This is a genomic window from Alkaliphilus pronyensis (assembly GCF_009017275.1).
Classification (GTDB): Bacteria; Bacillota; Clostridia; order Peptostreptococcales; family Natronincolaceae; genus Alkaliphilus_C; species Alkaliphilus_C pronyensis.
On sequence record NZ_WBZC01000042.1, the window covers coordinates 1 to 4,805 of the forward strand.

Genomic DNA, 4,805 nt, shown 5'->3' on the forward strand with positions numbered 1-4,805 from the left:
ATTTATGATACGGTTCACCGTAACACTCTAACATAGGGTTTACCTTATGTAACTGCGGTTTTTTATATTATATATGAATATTACTCTAAAAAACAAAAGACAAAGGAGTACCCTTCATAGACATTCATTATTCCTTACTTAATTATTATTTCCACGTTACTGGATAATCTAAATGTGAAGGTAGTTTTGTATTCCGATTCCCTTTAGCAGAATTAATTTGTCCTTGTGTTAAAAAAACTGCTTCTCTTAAATCTGCATTACTAAAATTAGCATCTCTTGTATCAGTACCTAAAAAAATTGATCCATTAAATATACAACTATCAAAATTAGCTGCAATTAATAATTTCATACTCAAGTCTAATCCACTCATATCTCTTTTCTTAAAGCTTTTTCCGAAGAATTCTGTAAACCTATTATTACCACTACTCTTAAAACACTTTATAACACATTCACAGACTTGCTTTAAAATGATATTGACTTTGTTTCTATAAATCTCCATATCAATATCAAGGATAATTTGTGGAATAGAATTGCATAAGGTTTCATTTTCATTGATTAAGTTTTGAATATCACTCCATAATCCCTTTGCTGGAATTATTATTTTTGACTCTTCTAAAAAGTATCGTATTTGATATAATTGAAAAATAATAACAAATACATCGAATATTTCTTTTGCTTGCTCTTTTGATGTCTGCCATGTCTTACCTTTATAAATAAATTGTGTTACATGCTTTCCTGCCCCAAAGCAATCGTATCCTATGCAGCCTTTCATATTACGCTTTTCTAATTCATTATGAATCTCACAACGATAATTATTTTGTAGCTTTGTACAAGGTTTACCAGCTATTTTATTTTCTGAAAAACCATCCATTGCTGAGAAGAATAATGCTGTACAACATAAACCGCTGCATCTTGCACAATCAACTTTTAGTTGCTCCATTCTTCCCTTTTTTTTTTCATGTATCTCCATATTGCAGTCTCCTCAAATTTATATTTCATAATTTAATCTCTAAATTACTATTTATAATGTATATTAGCACCACAAATCCTATTATAAATCATAGCTTTCTTTATGAATATTGTATATTAAAATCATTTTATCTACTTACTTGTAATACAATATTTTCGAATTCAAAAATCAGACTTAATCAAATCATATCAATACTTAGAGCTAAAAACCACCGTTACTTATGGTAGGGTTCACCATATCGCTGTAACTGCGGTTTTATAAGTCAAGAGATTACTCTCTTTTAACTAATAGGTGTGTAGATATCTAGTTCTGACTCTTCATCTCCTGGATTAAATCTTTTATCATAGTACTCGAAATCATATGATTTTACTGGTCCATATCCAGTTTCGGCAACCAAGTGCCATATATACATTTGAAAGTATCTCCTAATCTTTCAACAGAGCATTTGTGAGTAAAAACAGCATATGTGCTTTTTTCTACGGTTAGCCTTTCCATTTCTTCAACCTTACATAACAAGTTAGGATATCTTTTACTTTAGACACTTATTTACAGACTCCGTTCGATAGAGTTTAATAGTTATATTAGGTTTCAGATAGTTTCTTAATCTTTTCAACATGAGTCTTTACTACAGAAGAATTGTTCCCCATCATTCTCATCATTATATTTGCAAAAAACTTCATTGGTCTATTTGTTGTAGTATAAACCATATGAGTTTTGTCTTCATCAATTTTTTTTAAATCATATTTTACTGTTATATCAAACCAATCCCCTAGTTCAAACCCAATTTTATACATTTTTTTATTATTATCTTCCACATAATCCTTTACTTCAACTACATACTCCATAACTTTCCTACCTTCTTTGTATTCCTGAAGGTATCTAGAGCCAATACGTTTTTCAGTTTCTTCTATTACCTTACTTGATATAATTTTAGGATCCAACTTCTTTAAATTTTCTTCACTTCCATCAATTACTTTCCATACTGTCTCAATGGGCGCATTTATTTCTATTTCCTCTGTCCACGTTTTCATAAAGTTCCCTCCTAGACACTGCAATCCTATTTTAATTTTACCCTTTAAATACGTATAAAAACTTATTTTAATGAGACTAATTCATTATAACTCTACTTTGCTTTATATCTATCTTTGTTATTGAAAAAAGTAACATCCGCATATATAGCATAAATTTACCATAGTGCTTTACACTCTCCGGAATGTAAGATACTAAAAACAGGTGTTTAAAAGTTGCTTGTTGTAATCCAACGCTTGATTCTGAATGTGTTCTTGTTCATAATTCAAATAGAAAAGAGATGATTTATTTAAAAACCATCCCTTACTAAAATATATTGCATTCTTATACAACTAAAATACTATAAAAAGTGTACTTATTAAATATTTCGAAATGAACATCATTCTTGTCCAACTTTGATAGAAGCATTGTACCTTCAAATGCAGCTATTAATGCCTTAGCTTTTTCATGTGAATTTGCTACCTTTTCTTCCTCTAATACTTCTATTATCCATCTTTCTAAAATACTGTACCATTCTAAAAGTTTTAATCTAAATCTTTCATTCTCGTCTGATAATTCCAATATCAGGTTTCCTACAGGACAACCACGTTTCAAGCTAAGTTCAATTAAACGATTGAAGAATATATTAAAGAATTGATTTAGTCCTTCTATTGATTTTTCTACTAGATTTAGACAGTTGGTTGTATCAGCTATATAAAAATCCATGATAGACAAGCCTAGTTCTTCCTTACTTTTAAAGTAATGATAAAAAGATCCTTTAGGCACGTTCACTTCGTCAAGTATAGCCTTAATCCCAACATTATTATAACCTTTTTCATGTATAAGTCTTGCAGCAGTAAACAATAAAGTTTCTCTTTTACTCATCACGTCACCTTCACTTCCTATCGTGATAATTATAGAGAAATAATGCTTTATTGTCAAATCTTTAGTAGTTAAATATATCTACGTGACCAAATCCTAAGCTGTTATCAGTAACTTTAACTTCTTTAAGATCTATTCTAAACAAACTCATCATTGAAGGATCACCTGGTAAGTCTTTTAAAAATGGATATTTAGTCATAAGTAGTCCCATAGCCTTTTGCATTTCTTCAGGTGAATCTAACTCTGTTGTAACGCCTGTACCTCTTATGTATTGAATCTGAGCAAGTTCTTCAATAGAACTAGCTGTCTTATCTACAACTATATATACCTTGTTATTCTTAGCAAGCTCTTTAACTTTGTTGGTTTCTTTAAATGTAGTAAAGTAAATTTTTGATTCATCCTCTTCATCATTTGCAAAATCTACTGATCTTACATTTGGAAATCCATTTTCATCTAATGTAGCTAATCTTAACAATTCATGTGATTCTAGAATTTTTTTGATTTTATTTCTCATAATAATCCTCCATTCATAATAATTAATAGACCAGTCGTCTAGTTAATGATACAATTATTATCTCAACTTGTCAATATTGAATTTCAGAAAATTTATTAAAGTTTTAGTAGCAACATGATAATAGTACTCAGTAATATCTATAAAAACCCAATATAGCTCTATAGCCAAGTTTTTTGATTCTTCCATAAATTAAGTAATTAACTTACATCTTCTTCGAACATCCTTCGACTAAGTAAAATTGATTCTTTAAGGAAACCTTTTTAAGTCACTTCTTTTAAATGTCCATTCAGGAGTAGGGATTACCTCTTCCTCAAAGTTTAAAGAGTACCACGGGCTCAAGTCCCTGTCCATGGGATTTACTAATATCTGTGTCTCTTGAGCTGGCATGTAACTTTGGGCCAATAAAAATAATTTTTCCCCTGTAGTTTCATTGAATGCCATATCCACTACAATTACTGCGTGACCAGGACTACCTCCTTGAATGAAAAGATCTCCAATCTCTATCTCATTTATATCAACTGAGATTAATTCACTTTCTAATGAAATTGTACCCGCATAGGCATAAATAATATCCATATAACGCCTAAAGTCTTGATATGTATTTGAAGGTTCTGATCTTTTAACCCCAAAACTTCGATTCCCTTAAAAAGCAATGCGATACCCTTCCATCCATTTACTATAATCCACCCTAAATCCATTTGTAAAATTAAAGTGTATCTTATAATAGGAACCGATTCCATACAAATACTCTCCTCTAAAACGCATAATTGCATCCGCACACTGCTGTTGATCTCGATCACTTATTTCCATATCAACTACTGCCATGTAGACATTTGATTTATTTTTCTCAGCACCATTATAATAAAGCACTGGCGAGCCATGAGGCTTTAATGGGAGAGTTCTTAAGTATTCAGCAAAGGAGCCCACTTCCACAGTAACCCTTTGAAAACCTATGGATGGCAATATCCTTGTCTTAATGGTCCCTCCATCCTCCATGATAAGGGACTGCTTCGGCAACTGTGATTCTAGCATTTTATCTGTCTTCATTTCCTGATCATCAGTATTCGGCATTTCTCCATGAAAACCCCATACGCCAATAAAAAACAGAGAGCTAAGCCCCATCACAATAACCCCTACTACTAAAAGGAATGCATGCACATTGTCTCCCCACAATAATTTTGCACGAGCCACAAATAACTTGTAGACAAAATTTTCACTTCTTTTCAGTGCACTAACGAATGTAAAAAGACCTATTATCGCCATTAGTATTCACCATAAAAAATTAATTAATTTTCCACATTTTACTCTTATTTACTATTTCGCTCATAAAGACAAAAAACCACCGTTACTTATGATACGGCTCACCGTATCGCTGTAACTGCGGTTTTTAATTAGTAAAATAAATGAGTTATAATAAAGTAGGGTAACTAT

General features: G+C 31.2%; 6 protein-coding genes and 1 pseudogene. All 7 read right to left on the bottom strand.

Annotated features, from left to right (window positions below):
* Positions 1-145: 145 nt before the first annotated feature.
* Entirely contained in the window at positions 146-970 is an 825-nt protein-coding gene (locus F8154_RS10965; RefSeq protein ID WP_243141236.1) for a pentapeptide repeat-containing protein, read from the bottom strand.
* Between the two features lie 280 nt (positions 971-1,250).
* Entirely contained in the window at positions 1,251-1,382 is a 132-nt protein-coding gene (locus tag F8154_RS15545; protein ID WP_279237185.1) for a hypothetical protein, read from the bottom strand.
* Positions 1,337-1,465: a GyrI-like domain-containing protein gene (locus F8154_RS15680; protein ID WP_192930258.1), complete on the bottom strand. Its 129-nt coding sequence runs from the start codon at positions 1,463-1,465 to the stop codon at positions 1,337-1,339. The genes F8154_RS15545 and F8154_RS15680 overlap by 46 nt, the downstream gene beginning before the upstream one ends.
* A gap of 86 nt (positions 1,466-1,551) precedes the next feature.
* Positions 1,552-2,001: an SRPBCC family protein gene (locus F8154_RS10975; RefSeq protein ID WP_151861665.1), complete on the bottom strand. Its 450-nt coding sequence runs from the start codon at positions 1,999-2,001 to the stop codon at positions 1,552-1,554.
* Between the two features lie 322 nt (positions 2,002-2,323).
* Complete coding sequence (locus tag F8154_RS10980; RefSeq protein WP_151861666.1) at positions 2,324-2,863, bottom strand: TetR/AcrR family transcriptional regulator; 540 nt, start codon at positions 2,861-2,863, stop codon at positions 2,324-2,326.
* Positions 2,864-2,924: 61 nt separating this feature from the next.
* A complete protein-coding gene (locus F8154_RS10985) occupies positions 2,925-3,401 on the bottom strand; it encodes a pyridoxamine 5'-phosphate oxidase family protein (protein ID WP_330577891.1) in 477 nt (158 codons plus the stop codon).
* A 219-nt stretch (positions 3,402-3,620) separates the two neighbouring features.
* Positions 3,621-4,637, bottom strand: a pseudogene (locus tag F8154_RS15410) (DUF4846 domain-containing protein).
* Positions 4,638-4,805 lie beyond the last annotated feature (168 nt).

Bases quoted from the DNA above. Each gene is read 5' to 3' on its own strand.
- F8154_RS10965 (WP_243141236.1), bottom strand. From the start codon at position 970: ATGGAGATACATGAAAAAAAAAAGGGAAGAATGGAGCAACTAAAAGTT.
- F8154_RS15545 (WP_279237185.1), bottom strand. From the start codon at position 1,382: ATGTATATATGGCACTTGGTTGCCGAAACTGGATATGGACCAGTAAAA.
- F8154_RS15680 (WP_192930258.1), bottom strand. From the start codon at position 1,465: ATGGAAAGGCTAACCGTAGAAAAAAGCACATATGCTGTTTTTACTCAC.
- F8154_RS10975 (WP_151861665.1), bottom strand. From the start codon at position 2,001: ATGAAAACGTGGACAGAGGAAATAGAAATAAATGCGCCCATTGAGACA.
- F8154_RS10980 (WP_151861666.1), bottom strand. From the start codon at position 2,863: ATGAGTAAAAGAGAAACTTTATTGTTTACTGCTGCAAGACTTATACAT.